This window comes from Pseudomonas sp. P4_B3, from assembly GCF_056402295.1.
Genome location: NZ_JBFUHR010000002.1, coordinates 75,834 through 102,048 on the forward strand (window position 1 = coordinate 75,834; position 26,215 = coordinate 102,048).

General features: G+C 58.8%; 28 protein-coding genes. 15 read left to right on the plus strand and 13 right to left on the minus strand.

Going from position 1 to position 26,215, the window contains the following annotated elements; all coding sequences use genetic code 11:
- Positions 1–42 precede the first annotated feature (42 nt).
- Together AC1DWG_RS02355 and AC1DWG_RS02360 are read right to left on the minus strand one after the other, a co-directional pair.
- Positions 43–1,185, minus strand: a complete 1,143-nt coding sequence (locus tag AC1DWG_RS02355) for a glycerate kinase (RefSeq protein ID WP_477787180.1) — start codon at positions 1,183–1,185, stop codon at positions 43–45.
- A 197-nt stretch (positions 1,186–1,382) separates the two neighbouring features.
- Positions 1,383–2,507: a sugar diacid recognition domain-containing protein gene (locus AC1DWG_RS02360; RefSeq protein WP_477762027.1), complete on the minus strand. Its 1,125-nt coding sequence runs from the start codon at positions 2,505–2,507 to the stop codon at positions 1,383–1,385.
- Positions 2,508–2,677: 170 nt separating this feature from the next.
- Here AC1DWG_RS02360 and AC1DWG_RS02365 point away from each other — a divergent pair, with 170 nt between their 5' ends.
- The 3 genes from AC1DWG_RS02365 (at position 2,678) to rarD (ending at position 6,238) form a co-directional block, all read left to right on the plus strand.
- On the plus strand, positions 2,678–3,988 hold the full coding sequence (locus AC1DWG_RS02365) for an MFS transporter (RefSeq protein WP_477760642.1): 1,311 nt from the start codon (positions 2,678–2,680) through the stop codon (positions 3,986–3,988).
- A 156-nt stretch (positions 3,989–4,144) separates the two neighbouring features.
- Positions 4,145–5,158: an aldo/keto reductase gene (locus AC1DWG_RS02370; RefSeq protein WP_477762028.1), complete on the plus strand. Its 1,014-nt coding sequence runs from the start codon at positions 4,145–4,147 to the stop codon at positions 5,156–5,158.
- A gap of 192 nt (positions 5,159–5,350) precedes the next feature.
- Positions 5,351–6,238 carry an EamA family transporter RarD gene (gene rarD / locus AC1DWG_RS02375; RefSeq protein WP_477787181.1) on the plus strand — a complete coding sequence of 296 codons (888 nt, stop codon included), beginning with the start codon at positions 5,351–5,353 and terminating at the stop codon, positions 6,236–6,238.
- A gap of 53 nt (positions 6,239–6,291) precedes the next feature.
- On the opposite strand, the gene hppD is transcribed toward rarD, so the two are convergent.
- Together hppD and AC1DWG_RS02385 are read right to left on the minus strand one after the other, a co-directional pair.
- Positions 6,292–7,368 (minus strand): 4-hydroxyphenylpyruvate dioxygenase, encoded by a 1,077-nt coding sequence (gene hppD, locus AC1DWG_RS02380; RefSeq protein WP_095966635.1) that lies wholly within the window; start codon positions 7,366–7,368, stop codon positions 6,292–6,294.
- A gap of 251 nt (positions 7,369–7,619) precedes the next feature.
- On the minus strand, positions 7,620–8,564 hold the full coding sequence (locus AC1DWG_RS02385; RefSeq protein ID WP_477762030.1) for a DMT family transporter: 945 nt from the start codon (positions 8,562–8,564) through the stop codon (positions 7,620–7,622).
- Positions 8,565–8,642: 78 nt separating this feature from the next.
- Here AC1DWG_RS02385 and AC1DWG_RS02390 point away from each other — a divergent pair, with 78 nt between their 5' ends.
- The 3 genes from AC1DWG_RS02390 to AC1DWG_RS02400 all read left to right on the plus strand — a co-directional run bounded on the left by AC1DWG_RS02390 (position 8,643) and on the right by AC1DWG_RS02400 (position 11,759).
- Complete coding sequence (locus AC1DWG_RS02390; protein ID WP_477787182.1) at positions 8,643–9,515, plus strand: LysR family transcriptional regulator; 873 nt, start codon at positions 8,643–8,645, stop codon at positions 9,513–9,515.
- Positions 9,516–9,627: 112 nt separating this feature from the next.
- Positions 9,628–11,160, plus strand: coding sequence for an EAL domain-containing protein (locus AC1DWG_RS02395; protein WP_477762032.1), 1,533 nt, complete (start codon positions 9,628–9,630; stop codon positions 11,158–11,160).
- Between the two features lie 233 nt (positions 11,161–11,393).
- On the plus strand, positions 11,394–11,759 hold the full coding sequence (locus AC1DWG_RS02400; RefSeq protein WP_008075430.1) for a histone-like nucleoid-structuring protein, MvaT/MvaU family: 366 nt from the start codon (positions 11,394–11,396) through the stop codon (positions 11,757–11,759).
- Between the two features lie 164 nt (positions 11,760–11,923).
- On the opposite strand, the gene AC1DWG_RS02405 is transcribed toward AC1DWG_RS02400, so the two are convergent.
- Positions 11,924–12,442, minus strand: a complete 519-nt coding sequence (locus tag AC1DWG_RS02405; protein WP_477755299.1) for a DUF4946 domain-containing protein — start codon at positions 12,440–12,442, stop codon at positions 11,924–11,926.
- 144 nt (positions 12,443–12,586) lie between these two features.
- On the opposite strand from AC1DWG_RS02405, the gene gloA reads away from it, so the two are divergent.
- Complete coding sequence (gene gloA, locus AC1DWG_RS02410) at positions 12,587–13,108, plus strand: lactoylglutathione lyase (RefSeq protein ID WP_477787183.1); 522 nt, start codon at positions 12,587–12,589, stop codon at positions 13,106–13,108.
- A 133-nt stretch (positions 13,109–13,241) separates the two neighbouring features.
- On the opposite strand, the gene ahpF is transcribed toward gloA, so the two are convergent.
- From ahpF to AC1DWG_RS02425, 3 genes are all read right to left on the minus strand, one after another.
- Positions 13,242–14,804 (minus strand): alkyl hydroperoxide reductase subunit F, encoded by a 1,563-nt coding sequence (ahpF, locus tag AC1DWG_RS02415; RefSeq protein WP_477762034.1) that lies wholly within the window; start codon positions 14,802–14,804, stop codon positions 13,242–13,244.
- A gap of 127 nt (positions 14,805–14,931) precedes the next feature.
- The gene (gene ahpC / locus AC1DWG_RS02420; RefSeq protein ID WP_085725808.1) at positions 14,932–15,495 is read right to left on the minus strand and encodes an alkyl hydroperoxide reductase subunit C; all 564 of its coding nucleotides are present in this window, start codon (positions 15,493–15,495) and stop codon (positions 14,932–14,934) included.
- Positions 15,496–15,633: 138 nt separating this feature from the next.
- Positions 15,634–16,572: a site-specific integrase gene (locus AC1DWG_RS02425; RefSeq protein ID WP_477755296.1), complete on the minus strand. Its 939-nt coding sequence runs from the start codon at positions 16,570–16,572 to the stop codon at positions 15,634–15,636.
- Between the two features lie 178 nt (positions 16,573–16,750).
- Here AC1DWG_RS02425 and AC1DWG_RS02430 point away from each other — a divergent pair, with 178 nt between their 5' ends.
- Positions 16,751–17,761 carry a DNA-binding protein gene (locus tag AC1DWG_RS02430; protein ID WP_477762036.1) on the plus strand — a complete coding sequence of 337 codons (1,011 nt, stop codon included), beginning with the start codon at positions 16,751–16,753 and terminating at the stop codon, positions 17,759–17,761.
- Here the strand turns inward: AC1DWG_RS02430 and gorA are convergent.
- On the minus strand, positions 17,758–19,116 hold the full coding sequence (gene gorA, locus AC1DWG_RS02435) for a glutathione-disulfide reductase (RefSeq protein ID WP_477787184.1): 1,359 nt from the start codon (positions 19,114–19,116) through the stop codon (positions 17,758–17,760). The two genes, AC1DWG_RS02430 and gorA, sit on opposite strands and share 4 nt — an antisense overlap.
- A gap of 130 nt (positions 19,117–19,246) precedes the next feature.
- Entirely contained in the window at positions 19,247–20,086 is an 840-nt protein-coding gene (galU, locus tag AC1DWG_RS02440; RefSeq protein WP_093220174.1) for a UTP--glucose-1-phosphate uridylyltransferase GalU, read from the minus strand.
- A 272-nt stretch (positions 20,087–20,358) separates the two neighbouring features.
- On the opposite strand from galU, the gene AC1DWG_RS02445 reads away from it, so the two are divergent.
- Both AC1DWG_RS02445 and AC1DWG_RS02450 read left to right on the plus strand, forming a co-directional pair.
- Positions 20,359–20,547: a hypothetical protein gene (locus tag AC1DWG_RS02445; protein WP_477756506.1), complete on the plus strand. Its 189-nt coding sequence runs from the start codon at positions 20,359–20,361 to the stop codon at positions 20,545–20,547.
- A 136-nt stretch (positions 20,548–20,683) separates the two neighbouring features.
- Entirely contained in the window at positions 20,684–20,986 is a 303-nt protein-coding gene (locus tag AC1DWG_RS02450) for a hypothetical protein (RefSeq protein ID WP_477756505.1), read from the plus strand.
- Here AC1DWG_RS02450 and AC1DWG_RS02455 read toward each other — a convergent pair.
- Together AC1DWG_RS02455 and AC1DWG_RS02460 are read right to left on the minus strand one after the other, a co-directional pair.
- Positions 20,977–21,207 carry a hypothetical protein gene (locus AC1DWG_RS02455; protein ID WP_046038394.1) on the minus strand — a complete coding sequence of 77 codons (231 nt, stop codon included), beginning with the start codon at positions 21,205–21,207 and terminating at the stop codon, positions 20,977–20,979. The genes AC1DWG_RS02450 and AC1DWG_RS02455 overlap by 10 nt on opposite strands.
- A 72-nt stretch (positions 21,208–21,279) precedes the next feature.
- Positions 21,280–21,636, minus strand: coding sequence for a hypothetical protein (locus AC1DWG_RS02460; RefSeq protein WP_218430727.1), 357 nt, complete (start codon positions 21,634–21,636; stop codon positions 21,280–21,282).
- A 201-nt stretch (positions 21,637–21,837) separates the two neighbouring features.
- Here AC1DWG_RS02460 and AC1DWG_RS02465 point away from each other — a divergent pair, with 201 nt between their 5' ends.
- The 5 genes from AC1DWG_RS02465 (at position 21,838) to ada (ending at position 24,989) form a co-directional block, all read left to right on the plus strand.
- Positions 21,838–22,140 (plus strand): DUF1883 domain-containing protein, encoded by a 303-nt coding sequence (locus AC1DWG_RS02465; protein WP_007912251.1) that lies wholly within the window; start codon positions 21,838–21,840, stop codon positions 22,138–22,140.
- Between the two features lie 37 nt (positions 22,141–22,177).
- A complete protein-coding gene (locus AC1DWG_RS02470) occupies positions 22,178–22,345 on the plus strand; it encodes a hypothetical protein (protein ID WP_007985513.1) in 168 nt (55 codons plus the stop codon).
- Positions 22,346–22,462: 117 nt separating this feature from the next.
- Positions 22,463–23,167: a 2OG-Fe(II) oxygenase gene (locus AC1DWG_RS02475; protein ID WP_477787185.1), complete on the plus strand. Its 705-nt coding sequence runs from the start codon at positions 22,463–22,465 to the stop codon at positions 23,165–23,167.
- Entirely contained in the window at positions 23,157–23,837 is a 681-nt protein-coding gene (gene alkB / locus AC1DWG_RS02480; RefSeq protein WP_477787186.1) for a DNA oxidative demethylase AlkB, read from the plus strand. Before AC1DWG_RS02475 ends, alkB begins: the two co-directional genes overlap by 11 nt.
- Before the next feature lie 87 nt (positions 23,838–23,924).
- Complete coding sequence (gene ada / locus AC1DWG_RS02485; protein WP_477787187.1) at positions 23,925–24,989, plus strand: bifunctional DNA-binding transcriptional regulator/O6-methylguanine-DNA methyltransferase Ada; 1,065 nt, start codon at positions 23,925–23,927, stop codon at positions 24,987–24,989.
- Here the strand turns inward: ada and acuI are convergent, their stop codons facing one another.
- Positions 24,990–25,973 carry an acrylyl-CoA reductase (NADPH) gene (acuI, locus tag AC1DWG_RS02490; RefSeq protein ID WP_477762042.1) on the minus strand — a complete coding sequence of 328 codons (984 nt, stop codon included), beginning with the start codon at positions 25,971–25,973 and terminating at the stop codon, positions 24,990–24,992.
- Positions 25,974–26,215 lie beyond the last annotated feature (242 nt).

A 26,215-nucleotide genomic window follows, 5' to 3' on the forward strand; every position in this document is an offset into this window, starting at 1 on the left:
AATCACGAAGCGCGCCACCATGGCGTTCAAAACATGGATGAGTCAGTGCTTGCGAACGGCCATCCGCCATACGCGAGCGATATCGGTCGCCCGCTCACGCAGCAAGCGCGGCGCCTCGGCACAGGCCTGGTCCAGGGTCATCGGCCCGCTCGCCAGAGCAAACGCAGCATCGATGCCGTGCTCATAGAGCGCCTGATAACCGTCGCCCAGGGTGCCGGCGATGACGATGACCGGCACGCCTTGCTGGCTGGCGACACGCGCCACACCAAACGGCGTCTTGCCGCGCAGGGTTTGCGCATCGAAACGCCCTTCCCCGGTGATCACCAGATCGGCACCTGCAACCGCCTCGGCCAGGCCCACGAGTTCGGCGACCACCTCGACCCCGGCCTTGAACTGCGCGCCCAGAAACGCTTTGGCGGCAAACCCCAGGCCACCCGCCGCGCCACTGCCCGGCTCGTCCCGAACGTCGATGTTCAAGGCTGTCGCGCAATGGTCGGCAAAGTGCCCCAGCGCCAGGTCCAGTTGCTCGACCTGCGCCGGCGAGGCACCTTTTTGCGGGCCGAAAATCGCCGAAGCGCCGTGGGGGCCGCACAACGGGTTGTTGACGTCGGCGGCAATGTCGAAGCGTACCTGCGCCAGACGCGGATCCATGTCGCTCAGGTCGACGCGGGCCAATTGCGCAAGGGCGAGGCCGCCCGGTGACAGCGTCTGCCCCCGGGCGTCCAGCAGTTTCACACCCAGGGCCTGCATGGCACCGGCACCGCCGTCATTGGTCGCACTGCCGCCAATCGCCAGGATCACCCGTTGCGCACCGGCATCCAGTGCGGCGCGGATCAATTGCCCGGTACCGAAGGTGCTACTGATGCACGCATCCCGTTGCGCCACCGGGACCAACTGCAAACCGCTGGCCTCGGCCATTTCGATGATCGCGGTGTGGCTCTGCGGCAACCAGCCCCAGGCGGCATCCACCGTTGTTCCCAGTGGCCCGCGAACCACGGTGCGGCGCTGTTCGCCTTCACATGCGGCAAGAATCGACTCGACAGTCCCTTCCCCGCCGTCGGCCATCGGGCATTTGATCAGCTGGGCATCAGGCCAGACTTGCGCCAATCCCAATGCAATGGCGTCGGCCACGCCTTGAGCGCTGAGGCTGTCCTTGAACGAATCGGGGGCGATCACGATTTTCATGGGAATTCTCCAGTTCCAATGTCCACATGCTGCCAGCCGCCTTGAACAATAACGCCGGTCCGCTGCACAAGCGGCGATGAGGATTATTGTTCATTTCCACAAAACCGGCATTCACACCTCCCCTGTAGGAGCTGCCGAMGGCTGCGATCTTTTGATCCTGCTTTTTAAAATCAAAAGATCGCAGCCTTCGGCAGCTCCTACAGGGGGCCTGCGTCGGTTTGCGGGAGGAGTTGCACGCCCAGATACAACGCCAGCATGCCGTCCAGGCGCAACGGATCAACCCCGCTCAGTTCGGCAATCCGCTCCATCCGGTAACGCAGGCTGTTGCGATGGATGCCCAACGCATCGGCGCAAGCCTGGCTCTGGCCATCGTGTTCGCACCAGCTGCGCAGGGTCGCGAGCAACTGACCGTTACTGTCCTTGGCAATGACCTTGCGCAGTGGGTTGAGCAGTTCGTCGAGGGCGTCGTCGTTGCGATGGCGCCAGAGCATCACCGGCAGCCGATAGCGGTTCAGCGTCAGCAATCGGGAGCGCGGCAGCACTTCGCGTCCATAGGCCAGCAAGTCACCGACCCGACGATAGCAGCGGCGCAACCCTGCCAGCCCGTCGGCTTGCCCACCCACGGCGATACGCAGGATGTTCCAGCCAAGGCCATCGAGCTTGTCCAGCAAGCGCGCGTTCTCGACCGACTGGCTGGCCGGCCGGCACCAGAGCAATGAAGTTTTGGCCGAGCTCACGCACCAACTATCGGGGTGACGGCTGGTCAACCAGGCACTGAGTGCCTCGACGGTTTGCCCTGGAGCGTGTTCCAGGCCGAGCTCGAACAAGTACGGCACCCGGGTCATTTGTGGCTTGAGGCCCAACTGCTGCGCTTCATCGACCAGTCGCGGAGCATCCCCGGCTTCGCTCAGCAGCAGCGCCAGCAGATCATCGCAGCGCTGGCGCCGCCATTGCTGTTCGGCCTGCTGGTTACGCTGGCCCACCAGCATCTCGGCGGTCATGCGCACCAGCTCGGCGTAGGTGCGCAGTTGCTCGGGTTCGCCGGTGATGCCCAGCACGCCGATCAGGCGCTGGTCCAGCATCAGCGGCAGGTTGATGCCCGGCTGCACGCCCTTGAGATGAATCGCCGTCTGCGCATCGATCTCCACCACGCGACCGTTGGCCAGCACCAGTTGCGCGCCTTCATGCCGGGTGTTGACCCGCTCCGGCTCGCCGCTGCCCAGGATCAAGCCCTGGCTGTCCATGACGTTGACGTTGTACGGCAGGATAGCCATCGCCCGGTCGACGATGTCCTGGGCCAGGTCGTGATCGAGTTCGAACATGCAAGTGATCCTTGAAGACGGTGATGGAACGGGTTGTTCACCCGCACAGGCCTTGGTTGCAAACCCTGTGCTCAGGCACAAAGACAGCCACCCTGAGGGTGGTCGAGACTCTCTTGGCGATCAACGTTACCCTTTGCATCGCAAAAAATCATAATAAAGAGAGAGCCGCCATGACACAGAGCGCCGTAGCGTCCGACGCCATCGCTGACGACAAAAACGCCGTCTACAAGCGCATCACCCTGCGTTTGATCCCCTTCATTTTCATCTGCTACCTGTTCAACTACCTCGACCGGGTCAACGTTGGGTTTGCCAAACTGCAGATGCTCGACGCGCTGAAGTTCAGCGAGACCGTGTACGGTCTCGGCGCAGGCATTTTCTTTATCGGTTACGTGCTGTGCGGTGTGCCAAGCAACCTGGCGCTGACCAAATTCGGCCCGCGGCGCTGGATWGCGCTGATGATGATCACCTGGGGAAGCCTGTCGACCTGCCTGCTGTTCGTCACCACGCCGACCGAGTTCTATACCCTGCGCCTGTTCACCGGCGCGGCCGAAGCCGGGTTCTTCCCGGGCGTAGTGCTGTATCTCTCGCAGTGGTTCCCGACCTTCCGCCGTGGCCGCATCATGGCGCTGTTCATGTCGGCGATCCCGGTATCCGGCCTGCTCGGCAGTCCGTTCTCCGGCTGGATTCTCAACCACTTCGGCGCCGGCCAGGGCGGTCTGGCCGGCTGGCAGTGGATGTTCCTGCTGCAAGGCATTCCGACCGTGATCCTCGGTGCACTGGCTTATTTCATGCTCAGCGACAGCTACGCCAACGCCAAGTGGCTGACCCCGTTCGAGCGTTCGGTACTGGAAGCCGACCACGCTATCGATCTGGCCAACAAACCGAAAAGCACGTCCGATTCGCTGCTGGCGGTATTCAAGAACCCGGCGATCTGGGCCTTCGGCCTGATCTACTTCTGCATCCAGAGTGGCGTCTACGCGATCAACTTCTGGTTGCCGTCGATCATCAAGAACCTGGGCTTCAGCGACAACCTGGTAATCGGTTGGTTGAGCGCGATTCCGTACCTGCTGGCCGCCGTTTTCATGCTGATGGTCGGCCGTTCGGCGGACCTGCGCAAAGAACGCCGCTGGCATTTGGTAGTGCCGATGTTGATGGCCGCGCTGGGACTGCTGATTGCGGTGAACTTCGCCGCCAACCCGGCCATCGCGATTCTCGGTCTGACCATCGCCACCATGGGCGCCCTCACCGGCCTGCCGATGTTCTGGCCGGTGCCGACGGCCCTGCTCAGTGCCGGCGCCGCGGCTGGCGGCCTGGCGCTGATCAACTCGATGGGACAGATGGCCGGCTTCCTCAGCCCGTACCTGGTGGGTTGGGTCAAGGACAGCACCGGTTCGACCGATGCGGCGCTATATCTGCTGGCGGGCGTGATTGTCTGCGGCAGTCTGTTGGCGTTGCGCATGACCCGCACGCTGCGCGCCTAAGCAGCGAAGATCAAAAGATCGCAGCCTGCGGCAGCTCCTACACAGCAATGACATGCAGCCTGTAGGAGCAGCCGCAGGCTGCGATCTTTTTCGTTTGCCATGTCCAACAATTTTGGTATCTGATTGAGCCTTTCCCACTGGTAAAAGGATTTGCTCATGAGCTACCGCACGCTGGGTCATTCGGGTCTGCAAGTGTCCACCCTGACCCTGGGCACCATGATGTTCGGCGAACAGACCAACGCCGAAGATTCCCTGCGAATCATCGACAAGGCCTGGGACCAGGGCATCAATTTCATCGACACCGCCGACGTCTACACCAACGGCCGTTCCGAAGAGATCGTCGGCGAAGCCATCGCCAGCCGCCGCCATGAATGGGTGCTGGCGACCAAGGTCGGCTTCGGCCCCGTGGACGGCGTCCCCAACCGCAGCGGCCTGAGCCGCAAACACCTGTTCAACGGCATCGATGCCAGCCTGACGCGCCTGGGCACCGATTACCTCGACATCTATTACCTGCATCGCGAAGACCACAACACGCCGCTGGAAGTCACGATCTCGGCCATCGGCGACTTGATTCGCCAAGGCAAAATCCGCTATTGGGGCCTGTCGAACTACCGTGGCTGGCGCATCGCCGAAGTCATTCGCGTGGCCGACAAACTTGGCGTTGACCGGCCGGTGATCAGCCAGCCACTGTACAACATCGTCAACCGCCAGGCTGAATCCGAGCAGATCACGGCGGCGCAAAACTACGGTCTGGGCGTGGTGCCTTACAGCCCGCTGGCGCGCGGGGTGCTCAGCGGCAAATACGCGCCTGATGTGAAACCGGACGCCGACAGCCGTGCCGGACGTCAGGATAAACGCATCCTGGAAACAGAATGGCGCGTCGAATCCCTGCGTATCGCCCAGCAAATCCAGCAATACACCCAGGAACGCGGCGTCGGCATCGTCGAGTTCGCGATTGCCTGGGTGCTGAACAACAGCGCCGTGACCTCGGCCATTGTCGGGCCGCGTACCGAAGCGCAGTGGGACGCCTACACTAAGGCGCAAGCGGTGAAGATCACGGCCGAGGATGAGGCGTTCATCGATTCGCTGGTGACGCCGGGGCATGCGTCGACACCGGGGTTCAATGATATGAGCCATTTTGTGTCGGGGCGTACACCGCACACCAACTGATAAAACCGCACCCTCCGTAGGAGCTGGCTTGCCAGCGAAGGCGCCATCTCAGACAACCCTTCGCTGACTGGAAGACCGCTTTCGCTGGCAAGCCAGCTCCTACGGAGGCGAGTGTTGATCAGTTGGTCAGTAATCACCGCAAAAACCACGTATCCTCCGCCCCCGTTTCACCTTCAACCTTGCGAGGACAGCTTGTCTAAAGGTATCGCTCTATCGGTTTCAGCCTCGGTGCTGTTTGCCGTCATGTATTACTACACGTCGCTGCTCACCCCCTTGAGCGGCGTGGAAATCTTCGGTTGGCGCATGCTGCTGACCGTCCCGTGCATGACCGTGTTCATGGCGGTGTCCGGGGAGTGGAAGCGCGTGCTGGAGATCGTTCGACGCGCCATTGCCAACCCGAAACTGATGGGCGCGCTGATCGCCTCCTCTGCCCTGCTTGGCGTGCAATTGTGGCTGTTCATGTGGGCGCCGCTGAACGGCTACAGCCTCGACGTGTCACTCGGCTATTTCCTGTTGCCGCTGACCATGGTCTTGACCGGGCGGATCGCCTACGGCGAACGCCTGTCCTACCTGCAAAAAGTTGCCGTGGTATTCGCCTGCCTGGGCGTGATCAACGAGGTATATCAGGTCGGTGGTTTTTCCTGGGCGACCTTGCTGGTCTGCATTGGCTATCCGACCTACTTCTTACTGCGCAAACGGCTGGCGACGGACAACCTCGGCGGCTTGTGGCTGGACATGGCATTGACGCTGCCGGTGGCGTTCTGGTTCGTTCAGAGCGGCGCGCAAGGTTTCGGTGTGTTTGACCAGCATCCCTGGTTGTCGCTGTTGATCCCGCTGCTCGGCGTGATCAGCGCGTCGGCGCTGGTGGTCTACATCATTGCCAGTCGCCTGCTGCCGTTCAGCCTGTTCGGCCTGTTGAGCTACGTCGAACCGGTGTTGCTGCTGGGCGTGGCGCTGCTGTTGGGAGAGAGCATCAAGGCCGGCGAATGGCTGACCTACATCCCGATCTGGATGGCCGTGCTGGTGCTGGTGTTTGAAGGGTTCAAGCATCTGACGCGGCACAGGCGCAAACCGATGTAGCTGAAAGAAAAAAGCCCGATCATCTGATCGGGCTTTTTTACAACCGCTACGGTTTAGTCCGTGGAGAGAACACCACGACGCACCTGGTCACGCTCGATGGATTCGAACAGTGCCTTGAAGTTGCCTTCGCCGAAACCATCGTCGCCCTTGCGCTGGATGAATTCGAAGAACACCGGCCCCATCAGGGTTTCCGAGAAGATCTGCAACAGCAGGCGCTTGTCGCCCGACTCGGACGAACCGTCCAGCAAAATGCCCCGCGCTTGCAGTTCACCGACCGGCTCGCCGTGGTTCGGCAGACGGCCTTCGAGCATCTCGTAGTAGGTCTCCGGCGGCGCGGTCATGAAGCGCATGCCGATGCTTTTCAGGTGGTCCCAGGTCTTGATCAAGTCATCGGACAGGAACGCAACGTGCTGGATGCCTTCGCCGTTGAACTGCATCAGGAACTCTTCGATCTGCCCGGCGCCCTTGGACGATTCTTCGTTCAACGGAATGCGGATCATGCCATCGGGTGCGGTCATGGCCTTGGAGGTCAGGCCGGTGTATTCACCCTTGATGTCGAAGTAACGGATTTCGCGGAAGTTGAACAGCTTCTCGTAGAAGTTGGCCCAGTAGGCCATGCGACCGCGATACACGTTGTGGGTCAGGTGATCGATGATCTTCAGGCCGGCGCCAACCGGGTGACGGTCCACGCCTTCGATGAACACGAAATCGATGTCGTAGATCGAACTGCCCTCGCCGAAACGGTCGATCAGGTACAGCGGCGCGCCACCGATGCCTTTGATCGCCGGCAGGTTCAGCTCCATCGGGCCGGTTTCAATGTGGATCGGCTGGGCGCCGAGTTCCAGGGCGCGCTTGTAGGCCTTTTGCGAATCCTTGACGCGAAACGCCATGCCGCACACCGACGGACCGTGCTCGGCCGCGAAGTACGAGGCCACGCTGTGGGGTTCGTTGTTGAGGATCAGGTTGATCGCGCCCTGGCGATACAGGTGCACGTCCTTGGAACGGTGGGTCGCCACCTTGGTGAAGCCCATGATCTCGAAGATCGGCTCCAGGGTGTTCGGGGTCGGCGATGCGAGCTCGATGAATTCAAAGCCCATCAGGCCCATTGGGTTTTCGTATAGATCTGCCATGGTCGGCGCCTCATCATTTTTTTATCAATTAACAAAGGTTAGTTGTAAGCAATGCTGAGACTGGCGGGTGGCGCACAGGAGATGCCCCGCACACTGCGGGCGAGAAAGTCACCGTAGATCAGTTGAAACCCGAATATCTTCATTGTCGACCCAAGGCTCTTGCGGGCGAGGCTTCTGCTGCCAGAAGACGATTATTATTGTATGCGTAAACCGATTCTACACAGCGTAAATCAATTTGTCCGCCTTCTGTATCAAATCCCCTTTTTCCCTGCTCGTGCAAGGGGTTTATTGCACAGGAAAATCCCCGCCAGAATCAGCCCGCCGCCCAGACACATGGCCAGCGTCAGCGGCTCACCCAGCAGCAGCGCGCCAAGGACTACCGCCGTCAGTGGGTTCAAGGCAATGAACACCCCGGAACGCGTCGCGCCGATTTTGCGGATGCCTTCGTAATAGCCGATATAGGCCAGCGCCGAACCCAGCACGCCCAGGTACAAAAGGCTCAACCATTGCTGCGCACCCAGCTGGCTGATCGCGGCGACACTCACCTCGCCGCGGACGATGCTAGTCATCCAGAGCATGCCGGTGCCGAGCAAAATCGAATAGGTCACTGTTTGCACCGGTCCCAGGGTCTGGTTCAGCTCTCTGGAGAACAGCGAGTAGACTCCCCAGCCGAGGACACAGCCAAAAATCAGCAGATCGCCGAGCCAGGCGTCGGCACCGCCGGCCAATAATTGCGGGTTGCGACTGATGATCACCATGCTGGCGCCCGCCATGCAGATCGCAATACCCACGACTTTTGCCTTGTTCAAACGCTCCTTGAACAGCAGCCAGGAGGCCAGCCCGATCACGGCCGGATTCAGTGCCACGATCAAGGATGCCCGTGAAGCATTGATGTAGTGCAGGCCGTAAAAGAAGCACAGGTTGTAAAAAAAAATCCCGAAAAAGCCAAGCAAAAGCAATTGCAGCCATTGCCGGGCGCTAGGCCGAACCATCGGTATCCGCGCCATGCGCACAAACATCAGCAACGCCACGCTGGCCAGTAGAAACCGCAGGCTGGCCGCCAGCAGTGGGTTGAGGCTATCGGCCAGATAGCGTCCGGCAACGAAGGTGCCACCCCACACCATGGTGACCGCCGCCAGTTTCAGATACACCGGCAGATCCGAGGGTTTTGACAGCGCTTGCTCGCAGATCGTCATTAGATTCCAGGACCGGATATTGGAGAGATGACGTATCATTTGACTAATACCCAGTCATCGTAAAATGAGCAAACACTCATGACCCTCACTCAACTGGAGATTTTCTCCCTCGTGGCCGAACTCCAAGGCTTCACGGCAGCAGCCAATCGCCTGGGTATTTCCCAATCGGCGGTGTCCCATGCCTTGAAGTCCCTGGAACTGGAGTTGGGTGTCGAGCTGTTGCGCCGCCATCAATCCCGGGTCGAGTTGAGCGACATTGGCCAGCAGTTGTTGCTGCGCGCCCGAACGATGCTCGGCCTGGCCAACACCCTGCGCCAGGAAGCGGCCGACGCGAGGGGCATGAAACGCGGCACGCTGCGCATCGGCTCCTTCGGCCCGACCTCATCGATCAAATTGCTGCCGTTGATTCTGCAGCAGTACCGCGCCGCCCATCCCGGCATAGAGGTGCATATCGACGAAGGCCCCGACCGCCAGGTGCTCCAGTGGCTAGAGGAACGACGGATCGACATCGGCTTTGTTGTGTTGCCCGAGGAGCGTTTCGACACGGTCGCGTTGATCGAAGACCAGATGGTCGCGCTACTGCCCGCCGACCACCCGCTGGCGGTTCACGACAGCCTGAACCTGAAGGACCTGTGCGATTTCCCGTTTGTGCTGACCGAGGCCGGTTCTTCGGAGCTGGTTTCACGCCTGTTCACGGCGGCCCGACTGACGCCCAACATCCGTTATCGCTGCTCGCAGTTGATGAGTACCCTGGATGTCGTCGCTCGTGGCGACGGGGTGACGGTAGTTGCCGAAGGTTCATTGCCCAATCAAATTGACCGCCGCTGTGTGAAAAAACCGCTGTCGCCGGCGGTATTGCGCCAGGTCGGCCTGGCGGTGCTCGATCGACGCCAGGCATCACCCGCGACACTGGCCTTCATCAAGCTGGCCGAAAGCCTTGACTTGCGTTGAGCGGCATAACCGCCAAGGGCCAACTATCATGGACCGCACCCGAACTCTCCATGGGAGGCGTTTTGCCCTGCCAGCGTTTGAGAGCCTTACTTCTTCGTGACAGGATTCGCGAATGCCGCTGAAAGCCAAAACCCGCAGTCGCAGCACAAAAATGGCTGTCACCCTGATCAGTGGATTGCTCCCGGTGCTGCTGGGGGCCGCCATTCTTTACATGCAAGCAGGGCGTGCGCTCAAACAAGGCGCCGAACAAACCGCCGAAGAAGCGATTCGCCAGTTCGACTTGATGCTCGACAACAGCGCCCAGGCCGCTCGCGAACTGCTGCCACTGGCGGGCCAAAGTTGCGGTGACGTCAGTCTGGCCCTGCGCGAGCAGGTCACTCGCCGCCCATTCGTGAGTTCAACCAATCTGGTGTGGAACAACAACCTCTATTGCAGCTCTCTGTTCGGCGACTACCAGGAGAAGGTCAACCCCGGTGACTACACCCAGGGCGCCTTATGGCTCATGAACGGCAATCCGGCAACGCCCGACACCGCCTTGCTGGTGTACCGCCTGAGCGAAGGAAAAAAAGGTGCACTGACGACCCTCTATGGTCATCACTTGAGTCATATTCTGCGTTTGATCGGCCGCAAGACCTTGCTCTTGCTGCAAGTAGGCCCGGACTGGATAGCCGCCGACGGCAAGGTTCACAGGGGCGCCGCGCCTGACCTGCCCGTTGCGCAAAGTCGATTGGCCTCCCGGCACTATGCGTTTGCCGTGGAAGCCGGCTTTCCCAAAGGCGAAACCTGGCGATACATGAGCAGTGAATATCCACCACTGTTCAGCTTGCTGATTTTCTTCGGCGTGATTGCCGGGTCAATCGGTCACTTCCTGCAAAAACGCTCATCGGCACCCACCCAGGAAATGCAGCGGGCACTGGAAGCTCAAGAGTTCATTCCGTATTTCCAGCCCGTGGTGCATGGCGACAGCAAAAACTGGTCCGGCGCGGAAGTGCTGATGCGCTGGAAACATCCGAAGGAAGGTCTGGTGCGTCCGGACCTGTTCATCCCGTTTGCCGAGCACTCCGGGCTGATCGTACCAATGACCCGCTCGCTGATGCGACAAACCGCCGCCCTGCTCGCCCCGCACTCCGCCAGATTCAACAAGCCGTTTCACATTGGCATCAATATCACCGCCAGCCATTGTCAGGACCTGGAGCTGGTCAAGGATTGTCGCGAGTTTCTCGATGCGTTCGAGCCGGGCTCGATCCATCTGGTGCTGGAACTGACCGAACGTGAACTGATCGTGCCCACGGCCATCACCCTGCAACTATTGGAGCAACTTCGCGAACTAGGCGTGAAAATCGCCATCGACGACTTCGGCACGGGCCACTCGAGCCTTGGCTACCTGCGGCAGTTCAATGTGGACTTCCTGAAAATCGACCAGAGCTTTGTCGCCATGATCGGCATCGACACACTCTCCAGCCACATCCTGGACAGCATCATCGAGCTGGCGGCCAAGCTCGACCTTGCCCTGGTGGCCGAAGGTGTCGAAACCCGTGAACAGAGTGATTACCTGAGCGCTCATCAGGTCAACTTCCTGCAAGGTTATCTGTTCGGCAAACCCATGCCCGGCGCGGAGTTCATTAGTGCATTAAGCAACCATTAACTAGCGGATTTAACCGATAAAACAACGACCACACGCACCAGTTTGAATCAAAACACTACTGCCGTTACATGAAAAAAAAGACAGGATTTACTCTTGGCCAATTAACTACTACAATTTTACATGCCTGTGCTAAATTGGCAGGTGAGCCACTATCACCGAGTCGCTTCAAGGCTCTTGGCTTATAGCTTTGTTTGCGGTTGGTATCAGCCAAACACACTATTGGAGTAAAGATATTGTCCAGACTCGCTGAATTCCGTGCAGCCGAAAAGGCTCTTCAAGAACAGCTCAAGCAGCTGGAGTCCTTGAAGAACGATGCCGGGCTCAAGAAAGAAATTGAATTCGAAGAAAAGCTCCAGGGCTTGATGAAAACCTATGGCAAGAGCCTGCGCGACATCATCGCCATTCTCGACCCCAACCCGGCAAAATCCGGCCTGCAGCAGGCAGCAGCACCTAAAACCCGCCGCGCCCGTGTGGTCAAGGTTTATCAGAACCCGCACACCGGCGAGCTGATTGAAACCAAGGGCGGCAACCACCGCGGCCTGAAAGCCTGGAAAGAACAGTACGGTGCAGCCACCGTTGATTCGTGGCTGCGCGGCTAACTCTCGCGGCGACAAAAAAGCCCTGCTCATGCAGGGCTTTTTTTATGGGCTATCTAAATGCCCGGTGCGGACACCAGCCAACTACCTGACTGCCACCAACTTTGTGCTTAATCCATTTGGATATCTAAAATTTTCTTCATGCATCGAAAAAGCACTGTCGCTTACTAAAGTTTCAAGCTGTTTCGGGCAGCGTCTATTTCATCCTGGCTCGCCTTATAAGCCTCAGCCTGCCCGGCGTAGGAAAGAACATAGGCCTTATCGGCATCCACCGCGGCCACCAATGTTTGAGAAAGCACATGCCTGCCGTTTTGCGTGATGGTGCAGGTTGTTTCCAACGCGGCCAATCGACTCAACGTAGTCGAATGAATGCGCGTGCAAACACTTTGATACCCGCCCTGAAAGAAGTCTTTTTGAACCGACTTGCGCATCTCCAGCAATACGCCTTCGAGGTTTACCTGGTGATCGCTTTGCACCGGGCTCATGGTCAGTTCCATCACCATGAGCGGCGATCCATTCTGATCATTTTTTACCGCCCGCTGGCGACTGACCCCAGACGCCGATTCAGGCACGACTTCGACCTGCCAGCCTTCCGGCCAGGTCACTACTGGCGCATCGGCGCGGGCAACGCCAGCCAGCGAAAGCACGCTTAGCAAGATGAACAGCACGTTACGGAATCGAATCATTGCAATGGGCACTCACGGATCAAGCCGTAAAGTCTGGGCCCAGGCCGGCTGTCAGGCAATAGCCGACTGTTTGGGTTTGGTGATGTCCGAGCCCTTGCGTATCATTGTCGCCATTCGTTAGCCCACATATTTCCCGGAGGGCCCATGAGCCTGCACGAATTGAACACCTTCCCCGGCGTCACCGCCCAACCGGACGCCGCCACGCAGAAGTTTGTCTTCAACCACACCATGCTGCGGGTCAAGGACATCACCAAGTCCCTGGATTTCTACACACGCATTCTGGGCTTTACGCTGGTGGAAAAACGCGACTTCCCGGAAGCCGAGTTCAGTCTGTATTTCCTGGCGCTGGTCGACAAAAACCAGATCCCGGCCGATGCCGTCGCGCGCACCGAGTGGATGAAATCGATCCCCGGCATCCTGGAGCTGACCCACAACCATGGCACCGAGAACGATCCGGATTTCGCCTACCATAATGGCAACACCGACCCCCGCGGTTTCGGCCATATCTGCATCTCGGTACCGGACATCGTCGCCGCGTGCGAGCGCTTTGAAGCACTGGGCTGCGATTTCCAGAAACGCTTGAGCGATGGTCGTATGAAGAGCCTGGCGTTCATCAAGGACCCGGACGCCTACTGGGTCGAGATCATTCAGCCGGCACCGCTGTAAAGCAAAAACAAAAGATCGCAGTCTGCGGCAGCTCCTACAGAGATCGGTGTAGGAGCTGCCGCAGACTGCGATCTTTTGATCCATAAAAAACCCCATGATCACTCATGGGGTTTTTTATTTTCAGCGCCAGGATTTATGCCGGGGCGGAAGTGCGGATCAAGTGATCGAAGGCACTCAGGGAAGCCTTGGCGCCCTCGCCCACTGCGATCACGATTTGCTTGTATGGCACGGTGGTCACATCGCCGGCTGCGAACACACCCCGCACCGACGTTTCACCGCGGGCATCGACGATGATCTCGCCACGGGGTGACAACTCAATGGTGCCTTTGAGCCAATCGGTGTTGGGCAGCAGACCGATCTGCACAAAGATTCCTTCCAGTTCCACACTGCGCAACTCGTCGCTCTGACGATCCTTGTAGCGCAGGCCGTTGACCTTCTGACCGTCGCCGGTGACTTCAGTGGTTTGAGCACTGGTGATCACGGTGACGTTCGGCAGGCTGTGCAACTTGCGCTGCAACACCGCATCGGCACGCAACTGCACATCGAACTCCAGCAGCGTGACATGGGACACGATACCAGCCAGGTCGATGGCCGCTTCGACGCCGGAGTTGCCGCCGCCAATCACTGCCACGCGCTTGCCCTTGAACAGCGGACCGTCGCAGTGCGGGCAGTACGCCACGCCTTTGTTGCGGTATTGCTGCTCGCCCGGCACGTTCATTTCACGCCACCGTGCGCCGGTTGCGAGGATCACGGTCTTGGCCTTTAGCTTCGCGCCGCTGGCGAAGTGGACTTCGTGCAACTCACCTTCTTTGCCAGTGATCAATTTGTCTGCACGTTGCAGATTCATGATGTCCACGTCGTACTGCTTGACGTGCTCTTCCAGCGCCACGGCCAGTTTCGGCCCTTCGGTTTCCTGCACGGAAATGAAGTTTTCGATGGCCATGGTGTCGAGCACCTGCCCACCAAAACGTTCGGCCGCGACACCGGTGCGAATGCCTTTACGGGCCGCGTAGATTGCCGCCGAGGCGCCGGCCGGGCCACCGCCGACCACCAGCACATCAAAGGCATCCTTGGCACTGATTTTCTCGGCCTGGCGTTCGATGCCGCTGGTGTCGATTTTGGCGAGGATTTCTTCCAGGCCCATGCGGCCCTGGCCGAAGTTCACACCATTGAGGTAGATACTTGGCACCGCCATGATCTGGCGCTCATCAACTTCAGCCTGGAACAGCGCGCCGTCGATGGCGACGTGGCGAATGTTCGGGTTCAGTACCGCCATCAGGTTCAGCGCCTGGACCACGTCCGGGCAGTTCTGGCAGGACAGCGAGAAGTAGGTCTCGAAATTGAACTCGCCTTTGAGCGAACGAATCTGTTCGATCACTTCGGCACTGGCTTTGGGCGGGTGACCGCCGACTTGCAGCAAGGCCAGCACCAAGGAGGTGAATTCATGGCCCATCGGGATGCCGGCGAAACGCAGGCTGATATCGGCCCCGGGGCGATTGATCGAGAACGACGGCTTGCGTGCATCATCACCGTTGTCGAGCAAAGTAATCCGGGTGGAAAGACTGGCAACGTCTTTCAACAGTTCGAGCATTTCCTGGGATTTCGCACCGTCGTCGAGGGATGCAACGATCTCGATCGGCTGGGTGACCCGTTCCAGGTACGATTTCAACTGGGCTTTAAGATTGGTGTCCAACATACGGGCGATTTCCTTGAATTCTTGAGACAAAAAAACGCCCGAGCGAATCTCGCCCGGGCGTTTTTATTGGGCGGTGCAGCTTGCTTAGAAGGTGCGGAAGTCCGCCCTGATGAAGCGCGTCACAGACTTAGATCTTGCCGACCAGGTCCAGGGACGGTGCCAGAGTGGCCTCACCTTCTTTCCACTTGGCTGGGCAAACCTGGCCTGGGTGAGCAGCGACGTACTGGGCTGCCTTGATCTTGCGCAGCAGCTCGGAAGCGTCACGACCTACACCGCCATCGTTCAGTTCAACGATCTTGATCTGGCCTTCAGGGTTGATCACGAAGGTGCCACGGTCAGCCAGACCGGCTTCTTCGATCAGCACGTCGAAGTTGCGGGAGATGACGTGGGTCGGGTCGCCGATCATGGTGTACTGGATCTTGCCGATGGCTGGCGAAGTGTTGTGCCAGGCAGCGTGGGCAAAATGGGTGTCGGTAGAAACGCTGTAGATCTCGACGCCCAGCTTCTGGAACGCGTCGTAGTTGTCGGCCAGGTCTTCCAGCTCGGTCGGGCAGACGAAGGTGAAGTCGGCCGGGTAGAAGAACACCACAGACCACTTTCCTTTCAGGTCAGCGTCCGAGACTTTCACGAAGTCGCCATTTTTGAATGCGTCAGCTTTGAACGGTTTAACTTGGCTGTTGATGATAGGCATCGTTGACTCTCCGTCAGGGGTTAAGAAGTTGATGGAGAGAACTTTACCCACTCGACGAACGGAAGGCTCATTGGCAAACCTGATGCTGCTGATTGGCTTTCGCTATTAGCCAGCTGTATTAATAGAAGAAAACGGTATCTAGGGTGACACGGGCTTTTCTGTGATGCGCGCCATGCCGAGGAACGGACTGGCTTCGATGTAACGCATGGCTGACTTCATGTCTTTCCAGCCTACATAGCTCATCAGCGACTTCAAATCCCAGCCACTTTGATGCGCCCAGGTCGCAAAGCCACGGCGCAAGGAGTGACTGGTGTAAAGCTCGCCGGCGATACCCGCCCGCGCCAACGCCTGACGCAATAACGGAATCACGCTATTGGCGTGCAATCCCTCCTCACCCAAATGCCCCCAACGGTCGATACCACGGAACACCGGCCCACGTACCAGTGCCGCCTCGGTAATCCAGTCGATATAAGCCTGCACCGGACACAAGCGTTGCAAGGCAGGCGTCTGATAGGTCTTGCCGAGGTTGTCGCGATCACTCTTGCTGCGCGGCAGATAGAGACTGATGCCGGAACCGGCGCTGGCCTGCACGTGTTCAACCTGAAGCCGGCACAACTCATCACTGCGAAAGCCGCGCCAGAAGCCCAGCAGAATCAACGCCATGTCGCGCCTGGCCCGCAGCAAACCCGGCCGGTCGCCTGCGGCCCTGGCGGTTTGCACTTCTAGCTCCAGACAACTGACCACCTGTTCCAGATGCCGAAGCTGCAAGGGTTCGGCTTGTTTTTCCTGGGCCGGGTGCAGCGCACGAATACCCTTGAATACTTTGCGCACCACCGGCGCCTTGGTGGGATCGGCAAAGCCCTGACTGTTGTGCCACTGCGCCAGCGCCGAAAGCCGCAACTTGAGCGTATTGATCGATAACACCCCGGCATGCGCCACCAGATACCGCGCCACGCTGTCGCCGGTGGCCGGCAGAAAACCACCCCATGTCACCTCAAAGTGTTCGATGGCCGCGCGATAGCTGCGGCGAGTGTTGTCGCGTGTCGCAGCCTGCAGGTAACGATCCAGCTCGGTCATGGGGTCAACTCTTGAATTCATACCGCTTTGACGGGTCAAAAACCGGTACTTGGCGTATCACACGGGGTAATACCAGTATATCCCGTGTTAATAGCATACAGTATTTAACTTTATGGATTGAATGGTACAATGTGTATTTACGTGGTACGTACCACATCATCAAAACCCGGGAGAACTCATGGCACGCGGCGGTGTAAATAAAGCGGTGGTTCAAGCCGCTCGGTTGGCGATCCTCGCCCGCGGCGAAAACCCCAGCATCGATGCCGTACGCATCGAGATGGGCAATACCGGTTCGAAAACCACGATCCATCGCTATCTCAAGGAGCTCGATGACAGGGTTGAACCTGTCGAAGCGCCGACAGAGCCGATTGACGACGAACTGATGGCGCTGGTGGCGCGGCTCGCGCAACGGCTCAAGGAGCAGGCGCAAGAACCTATCGATCAGGCGCGCACGCAGTACGAAGAACAACGCAAAGCGCTGGAAAACCAGCTCGGCGAAGCCCAAGAAGCCAACAGCGAACTGCACCAGCAATACGAATTTCAGAGCCTGGCGCTGACTCAGGAGTCCGAGGCCCTGCACGAAACCCGCGCCATTCTGCAAACGGAGCAAACCCGCAACGCAGGACTGAACCAGGCGCTGGCCGATTTCGAACTGCGCCTGAAGGACAAGGACGAGCAGATCCGCTCCCTTGAAGAAAAACACCTGCACACTCGCGACGCGCTGGAGCACTACCGCAATGCGGTCAAGGAACAGCGCGAACAGGAAATGAGTCGCCATGAAGGCCAGGTGCAACAGCTACAGATGGAACTGCGCCAGGCACAACAAAGCGCACTGGTACGCCAGGATGAAATCACCCAATTGCACCGTGACAATGAACGCTTGCTGACTGAAAACCGCGGCACATTGCGAGAGCTGAGCCTGCTGCAAGAACAGCTCAAGCAAAGCAATAGCCGTCAGGATCAGTTGCTGGAACAGGCCACCCGCGTCGACGGCGAGCGCACCCTCCTCCAGGAACGCCTGCGCGTTGCCCTGCTGGAAAGCCAGGCACTCAAACAGAACGTCGATGAGCAGTCGCAGCTCAATAGGTCACTGGAAATGGATCTGGCCAAGACCCGGGCGGATCTGGAAGAACGCGTACGTCTGGCCGCGACCCTTGCGGCAGCGGCAGACGCAGCGAAGGACAATTAACCGGCGACCGGCGTACGCATGGTGACGAACTCTTCGGCGGCCGTCGGATGCACCCCGATGGTTTCGTCGAAGTCGCGCTTGGTGGCGCCGGCCTTCAAGGCAATCGCCAGGCCCTGGACGATTTCACCGGCGTCCGGGCCGACCATATGGCAACCCAAGACCTTGTCGGTCCTGGCGTCCACCACCAGCTTCATCAGCGTGCGCTCATGGCATTCGGTCAGGGTCAGCTTCATCGGCCGGAAGCGGCTTTCGAAGACCTCCACGTCGTGGCCGGCTTCGCGGGCCTCTTCTTCGGTCAGACCGACGGTGCCAATGTTTGGCAGGCTGAACACCGCCGTCGGGATCATCTTGTAATCCACCGGACGATACTGCTCGGGCTTGAACAGGCGTCGCGCCACCGCCATGCCTTCTGCCAGGGCAACCGGTGTCAACTGAACGCGGCCGATCACATCGCCCAGCGCCAGGATCGACGGCTCGGCGGTCTGATACAGCTCATCGACCTGGACAAAGCCTTTCCTGTCGAGTTTGACCCCGGTGTTTTCCAGCCCGAGATTGTCCAGCATCGGACGACGGCCCGTGGCGTAGAACACGCAATCGGTCTCCAGTTGGCGACCATCCTTGAGCGTGACTTTCAGGCTGCCGTCGGCCTGTTTGTCGATGCGCTCGATGTCCGCGTTGAATTGCAGGTCCATGCCGCGCTTGGTCAATTCTTCCTGCAAATGCTTGCGCACAGAGCCATCAAAGCCGCGCAGGAACAGTTCACCGCGGTACAGCAGCGTGGTCTCGGCGCCCAGACCGTGGAAGATCCCGGCGAACTCGACCGCAATATAACCACCGCCCACTACCAACACTCGCTTGGGCAGTTCTTTGAGGAAGAACGCCTGGTTGGAACTGATGGCATGCTCGTGCCCCGGAATCTCCGGAATCTGCGGCCAGCCGCCGGTAGCGATCAGGATGTTTTTGGCGGTAAAGCGCTCGCCATTGATCTCGACCTGATGTGGATCGACGATCCTGGCGTGACCTTCATGCAAGGTCACGCCGCTGTTAACCAGCAGGTTGCGATAAATGCCATTGAGGCGATTGATCTCGCGGTCCTTGTTGGCGATCAAAGTCGGCCAGTCGAACTGCGCTTCATCCAGGCTCCAGCCAAAACCGGAAGCCTGCTCGAAGTCTTCGGCAAAGTGCGCACCGTAGACCAGCAATTTTTTCGGCACGCAGCCGACATTCACACAGGTCCCGCCCAGGTAGCGGCTCTCGGCCACGGCCACTTTCGCGCCGAACCCGGCGGCAAAGCGTGCAGCCCGTACACCGCCGGAACCGGCACCAATCACATAAAGGTCAAAATCGTAGGCCATTTTCAATCTCCTCGGCAGGTGACCAGCATACCCGCAGACATTTGTGGGGCAAGCGCTGCACACGATATGAGGCCGGAAAATGAAAAAGCCACCCGAAGGTGGCTTTTCAATACAAACAGGTTGCTGGCTATCAGTACGCCTTGCCCGTCTTGTAGAAGTTCTCGAAGCAGAAGTTGGTTGCGTCGATGTAGCCTTCGGCGCCACCGCAGTCGAAACGCTTGCCCTTGAACTTGTAGGCAATCACGCAACCATCCTGCGCCTGTTTCATCAAGGCGTCAGTGATCTGGATCTCGCCACCTTTGCCTGGATCGGTTTGTTCGATCAGGCTGAAGATGTCCGGCGTCATGATGTAGCGACCGATGATCGCCAGGTTCGACGGGGCATCTTCCGGCTTTGGCTTCTCGACCATGTTGCGCACGCGGTACAGGTCGTCACCAATCAGGTCGCCGGCAATCACACCGTACTTGCTGGTTTCTTGCGGGTCGACTTCCATGATCGCGACGATGGTGCAGCGATACTGCTTGTACAGCTTGACCATCTGCTTCAGTACGCCGTCACCTTCCAGGTTGACGCACAGGTCGTCCGCCAACACCACGGCGAACGGCTCGTCGCCGATCAGTGGACGACCGGTCAGGATCGCGTGACCCAAACCTTTCATTTCAGTCTGGCGAGTGTAGGAGAACGAGCACTCATCCAACAGGCGGCGGATGCCGACCAGGTATTTTTCCTTGTCGGTGCCCTTGATCTGGTTTTCCAGCTCGTAGCTGATGTCGAAGTGGTCTTCCAGGGCGCGCTTGCCGCGACCGGTGACGATGGAGATTTCGTTCAAGCCAGCGTCCAGTGCTTCTTCAACGCCGTACTGGATCAGTGGCTTGTTCACCACCGGCAGCATTTCTTTGGGCATGGCTTTAGTCGCTGGCAGGAAGCGAGTGCCGTAGCCGGCTGCTGGGAACAAGCATTTCTTGATCATATAAGTCCTTGTAAGGGCTGTGCGTGTACGAGTTTCGGCGCAGTCTAATCAGGCGGCGTGCACCTTACAATGCCCCCGCGCTGGCTAACCGATGCCAACATAGAGAAATAAACTGGCCGATAGTTCCCTGCGCAAGCCCTTATGCATAGCAGAGACTTGCGCAATTGCACGGCTTTCAACCGCCAGGAACGAAGCACCATACGCCCTTCGGCACCCGTTGAGTGCGTTTGGCGGTATCATGGCGCGATTGAACCAGACAACGAGGCAAATAGATGTCGGCAGTAAAAAGCGTCAACGGATTCCTGATCAATCAGGTGAAAGACGGTCAATGGTGGGTAGCCAGTGTCGCCGGTGAAAATATCGCCGGACCTTTCCCTTCCGAAGCCCTGGCAATCGAAGTGGCCTCGGTGCTGGAGCTTGAGCACCCGGAGCCCAAGCGACGTGGCAAGGACAATAGCTGATCGACGTCCAATGCGAATAGCCCTGCCATTGCGCAGGGCTTTTTTATGAATGCATGCAATAACGTGGCGTTTGGCTATAACCTTTTGCCTGCGGCGCTGTCTCAGCCTTAGCCCCTCCCCTGATGATGATCAAGCCATGAACAAAATTTTGCCTTTGCTAGCGGTATTGGCCCTGAGCGGCTGCGCAACGTCGGAAGAAACCTACCTGGGCAACGGAGAACAAGGCCTATCGATTGATTGCTCCGGGGAAGCCAATTCCTGGGCTGCGTGCTACGAAAAGGCCGATGCGTCCTGTGCCGGCACCGGCTACAAGATTGTCGGAACCGATGGCACGCCCTCGCTCAAGGAGAGCGACAAGACCCTCGGCGCCGATATCGGCAACTACAAGAGCCGCAGTGTCGTGGTGGTCTGCAAAGAAGGCGCTCGGCCCTACAGATGAATTTCGGCGAACTTGATCCCAAGTCCACGCACTGTATCGATCAAATCATCAAGGCGACTGAAAGACTCGACTTCATCATTGTCATCCACCAGGAAATAGCTGCGCCCGGCGCTTTTCTTGAAAAACACGATCCATTCCCCCAGCTCCGCCGGATTCTGAATCACATGAGTGGCAGAGATTAAACCCTCTGCATGGCGCTCCCGGACCTGCTCTCGCTTCATGTTCGACTCCAGAAATGACGATGCCGCCAAAGCATGGCTTTGGCGGCATCGGTGCTGATCGTCGACAGTCTATCAGCCGGAAATGCACTCGTTGGCAGCATTCTGTACGTCCATTGGACGCACCGGGACATTGGACATGCTCTCGTGCAGCTTGATGCTGCTGCCACCCGAACGCTCTTCAATGTCGAATACGGCAGACGGGCCCGAGGAATACTTGAGTGGCACGATGACACGCAACCCATCCTTGTGCGGCTCGATTTGCAAGGCGCCACGACTGTCGGCCAGTTTTTCGCTCAGGCATTGCGCATATTCATGGGGTTTCTTGCCAGAAATCACGTTCATGGTCGGCAGCGACTCGTTGATTTCCGAGACGTTCGCACAACCACTCACCAATACCGCCAGCGAAAGAACCAAAAAACCCCACTTCATACAAAACCTCCGATAAAGAGGCTCGGACAGCGCAGATGCGTTTTTTCTCCGAGACAAACTGCTTTATCGCTCATCAAACGTGAAATTAGCGTTTTTAATTGTCAAAGTGGCCGGATAATAAGCCCTTCGGGCTGATAAACTGCGCCAATCGCCCATGCTATCGTTTTGATTTTGTAGAAAAAGCCCTTCTGGAGGCGCCTCATGAAATTTATCCATCAGCGCGAGCACCTCAATGAAGACGACATTGTCGTCATTCAATGCTCCCAAATGTGCAACATCCGCTTGATGAACGACGCCAACTTCCGCAGCTTCAAGAATGGCGGTCGTCACACCTATCACGGCGGCGCATTCGACACGTTTCCGGCCCGCATCACCGCTCCTAGCACCGGTTTCTGGAACATCACGATCGACACCGTCAACCGCCGCGCTATCAGCGTGACGCGCAAACCCACCCTGACCCACTCGATCAAAATCATTCGCCGTTCCAGCACGAAACTGAGCTGATCAGCGAACCCGAAACACAAGACAGGCAGATACAACCGTGGCCCAAACGACCAAGTACGTCATCAAATACAAACTCAACGGTGAGCGCCGCTTCGAGTTTGCCCAGCTTGAAAACGGTACCGCAGAAGAAGCCAAAGCGGCGCTGGATGCCATTCATGGACAGGACGACGTCATCAGCGAAATCAGCGTCAGCAAAGCGCTGTAACGCGATCCGGAGCGACAATGGACGTCAGCTCCCACTCGCAATTCGACCGCAAGCACCGGAGTGCTTGCTTCATCCTTGCCATGCAGACTGGCCACCTCAACAACAAGAGGCCCGGCAATGAGCGAGCAATATCTGGACAGGCTGGACTGGCCCCGGCTGGAACAGCGACTTGATCAGGACGGTTACGCCGTCATCCCGTCACTGTTGAGCCACAAGGCTTGTGATCAGGTCAGCACCTTGTACCCTCGAACCGAGCCCTTTCGCTCGCACGTGGTGATGGCTCGTCACGGGTTCGGCCGCGGCGAATACAAGTATTTCAACTACCCGTTGCCGGAATTGGTGGCCCGCTTGCGCAGTGCGCTCTACCCGCGCCTGGTGCCCATCGCCAATCGCTGGCAGGAACAAATGGGTTTGCCCGAGCGTTTTCCTGAAACCCATCAAGCCTTCCTCGAACGCTGTCATGCCGCTGCTCAGAACCGTCCGACACCGTTATTGCTGCAATATGGTCCGCAGGACTACAACTGTTTGCATCAGGATTTATACGGTGAGCATGTTTTCCCACTGCAGGTAGCGATTCTGCTGTCGGAACCCGATGAAGACTTCACCGGTGGCGAGTTTGTCCTGACCGAACAGCGCCCGCGAATGCAGTCACGCCCGATGGTCATCAGCCTGAAGAAAGGCGACGGGTTGATCTTTGCCGTCAACCAGCGGCCGGTCAAAGGCGTTCGCGGTTACTATCGCGTGACCCTGCGTCACGGCGTGAGTTGCCTGCACAGCGGCAAACGGCATACCCTTGGAATCATCTTTCACGATGCGTCATGAACCCATGAATCCGCTGACTTTCGATCTGTTTGCCGATGCAGAGCCCGAGCAACAGCCCAGGCGCGAGCAGATCGGTGAACAGTCCTACGTACTCAGAGGCTTCGCCCTGCCCTGGCTGGAGCGTTTGCTGCCTACCCTGGAGGCGGTGCTGACGGCCGCGCCGTTTCGGCAGATGGTCACGCCCGGTGGCTTTACCATGTCGGTCGCCCTGAGCAGTTGCGGTCAATTCGGCTGGACCACTGATCGTAGCGGTTATCGGTACACCCGCGACGATCCACAAACCGGTCGGCCCTGGCCGATGATGCCCGAGGTGTTTTTCCAACTGGCGCAAGCGGCGGCGCAGGCAGCAGGGTTCACCGGTTTTGCCCCGGATTCCTGCCTGATCAACCGCTACATCCCCGGGGCAAAAATGTCATTGCATCAAGACAAGGACGAACATTCCTACGCAGCCCCCATCGTTTCGGTATCCCTGGGCCTACCGGCGATGTTCCTGTTCGGTGGCTTTGCACGCGGCGATAAAAGCCAGCGCATCCCCCTGCTGCATGGCGACATCGTCGTCTGGGGTGGCGTGGATCGCCTGCGTTATCACGGCGTGTTGCCGATCAAGGACGGCCATCACCCGAGACTGGGCGAGCAACGCATCAACTTCACCTTCCGCACCGCCAGATAAAGACTTCGAATTTGACCGCAAGCGCCGGAGTGTGTGGGAATTGCCCCATGGTTAATGTGCAGGCAACCCCTCAATGGACGTGACGCCATGACTACCCAATCGACCAAGATCTCCATCGAAAACGATCCGCGCTGGGCCGCCGTGGTCGCGCGCGATCCCAAGGCTGACGGGCAGTTTGTCTATGCCGTGAAGACCACAGGCATCTATTGCAACCCCAGCAGCCTCGCGCGCTTGCCCAAACCACACAATGTCGAATTCTTCGATAGCGCCGAACAGGCCCGGGCCGCGGGTTATCGTCCGAGCAAACGCGCGACAAAGGATCAGAGCGAACTCGCCGCGCAACATGCCGCCACCGTGGCAGCCGCGTGCCGCCAGATCGAAACCGCCGAAACGCTGCCGGCCCTGGGCGAATTGGCCGAGGCGGCGGGACTGAGCAGCTTTCACTTCCATCGTGTGTTCAAAGCCGTCACCGGCCTGACGCCCAAGGGCTACGCCGATGCCCATCGTTCACGCAAGGTGCGCGAGCGACTGGCAGACGGCGGCTCGGTGACCGATGCCCTGTATGACGCCGGCTTCAACTCCAACAGCCGGTTTTATGAAGCGGCAGACCAACTGCTGGGAATGAAACCCGGGGACTACCGCGCCGCCGGTCAAAACAACGACATTCGTTTTGCCGTCGGCCAGTGTTCGCTGGGCGCGATTCTGGTGGCGCAGAGTGAGCGCGGGGTCTGCGCGATCCTGCTCGGCGATGATCCGCACCAACTGGTTTGTGATCTGCAAGACAAGTTTCGGCGCGCCAACCTGATTGGTGCTGACCAGAAGTTCGAGGCGTTGATTGCCAGGGTCGTCGGCTTTATTGAGGCGCCGGCCATTGGCCTTGATTTGCCATTGGACGTGCGCGGCACCGCATTTCAGGAAAGGGTCTGGCAAGCGCTGCGGGAGATCCCTGCCGGAAGCACGGCGAGCTACGCCGACATCGCCCTACGCATCGGTTCGCCGAAAGCCGTTCGCGCCGTGGCTCAAGCCTGCGGCGCGAACAGCCTGGCCGTGGCGATCCCTTGCCATCGCGTGGTGCGCAGCGACGGAAATCTGTCGGGCTATCGCTGGGGTGTCGAGCGCAAACGGCAGTTGCTGGAGCGCGAGTCGCCGTAATCAGCGATTCACATCCACTACCACGCGCCCGCGCAACTGCCCGGCAAGCAAGCGCGGCGCGGCTTCGATGGCTTCGCTCAAGCCGATTTCGTGACTGATAAGCGGCAACAGGTTGAAATCCAGATCCTTGGCCAGGCGATTCCAGGCCTCTACGCGCTTGGCCTTGGGCTGGGTCACGCTGTTGATACCGGCCAGGGTCACGCCGCGCAAAATGAACGGCGCAACGGATGCCGGAAAGTCCATGCCTTGCGCCAGACCGCATGCCGCGACGGTGCCATTGGCCCTGGTGCTGGCGCAAGCGTTGGCCAGGGTGTGGCTGCCGACCGAGTCGATGACGGCCGCCCAACGTTCCTTGGCCAGCGGCTTGCCTGGCTCGGACAGCGTGGCGCGGTCTATGATTTCGCCAGCACCCAGTTGCTTCAGGTAGTCATGCTCCGACGTACGCCCGGTGGAAGCCACCACCCGGTAGCCGAGCTTGTTCAGCAACGCGATGGCGAAACTGCCGACACCACCGTTGGCGCCGGTGACCAGGATTTCACCCTGTTCGGGCGTAACGCCATTGTGCTCAAGGGCCAGGATGCACAGCATGGCCGTGTAGCCCGCCGTACCGATGGCCATCGCCTGGGCAGCGGTGAATGCCTTGGGCAGCGGGATCAGCCAGTCACCGTTCAGGCGAGCCTTCTGCGCCAATCCCCCCCAATGCCCTTCACCCACGCCCCAGCCATTGAGCAGGACCTGGTCACCGACCTTGTAGTCCGGATGGTCGCTGACTTCAACGACACCGGCCAGATCGATGCCCGGCACCATCGGGAATTTACGCACCACCGGGCTGCTGCCGGTGATCGCCAGGCCATCCTTGAAGTTCAGCGTGCTATAGGCAACGCGCACCGTGACATCGCCCTCGGGTAACTGATCGTCCTGGATCTCTTGCAGTGTGGCCCGGTAACCGCTGTCGTCTTTGTCGATCAAAATACCTTTGAACATTACGGCCTCTCAATGGAATCAGTCTGGTTGGGGTACAGTGGAAATAACACATGGCAGCAGATTGTCGTACTCGACTTTAAGCCAATCTGCCAATTCCATAACTCTTCCCAAGTGATGAATCACTCCTTCGGTGGCGGAGGTGGAGGCTTCCATCGACGCTGAAGAAAGCTTGAAGTACTGAAATGACGACTGGCCTTGCGCCAGTCGTTGCGTTACAAATCCTGTTCTACCGTCCCTGCCCT